The sequence below is a fragment of the Mesorhizobium sp. M2C.T.Ca.TU.002.02.1.1 genome (assembly GCF_003997225.1).
In genome coordinates, this window is record NZ_RZTO01001458.1 from 1 (window position 1) to 592 (window position 592).

1 protein-coding gene and 1 pseudogene are annotated in these 592 nt (G+C 63.9%); one reads left to right on the forward strand and one right to left on the reverse strand.

Going from position 1 to position 592, the window contains the following annotated elements; genetic code table 11:
• Nucleotides 1-364, forward strand: a 364-nt coding sequence (locus EOD07_RS36735; RefSeq protein ID WP_206519680.1) for a cytosine permease, incomplete at its 5' end; no start/stop codon positions are given.
• Between the two features lie 24 nt (nucleotides 365-388).
• On the opposite strand, the pseudogene EOD07_RS36740 reads toward EOD07_RS36735, so the two are convergent.
• Nucleotides 389-592 (reverse strand): annotated as a pseudogene (locus tag EOD07_RS36740) (hypothetical protein); the annotation flags it as partial.

Below are 592 nucleotides of genomic sequence, written 5' to 3' on the forward strand. Positions count from 1 at the left end.
CTATCCATTCGCTCCGTGGGAAGGCAGCGCCGCGCATTTCGTCGGCATCATCGGCGCGACGATGGGACCGATATTCGGCGTGATGATGGTCGACTACTATCTGATCCGCAAAAGCGAGGTCGACGTCGAGGCGCTCTATCGCGAGGACGGCGAGTTCCGCTTCCAGAGCGGCTGGCATGTCAACGCCTTCATCGCCGCCGGCATCGGCGCCATCTTCTCCTCGATCCTGCCCAACTTCACAAACTGGCTGCCGTCCTGGTGGGGCGTCTATGGCTGGTTCTTCGGCGTGGCGATCGCGGGCGCCGTCTATTACGTGCTGCGCAGCATGGCGCTTGGCGCGGGTGCGAAGGTGGCGAAGGCCTGAAAACAAGGCAGTAGGCAGTAGGGATCAGGCAATAGAAGACGCCACCCTACTGCCTACCACCTCCGCCAGACGGCGCACCGTGTTCCAGTTGCGTGACGTGCCGACGCCGAAGCGCTTGTGGTTGGCGGCGGCCAGCAGCCGCGAGCTCGGCCGCTCGCGCGAGAAAACAAGCCAGATATCGCCGTCGACCCAAAGCACCTTCTCGCCGTCTGCGGCATAGGCCCGGAG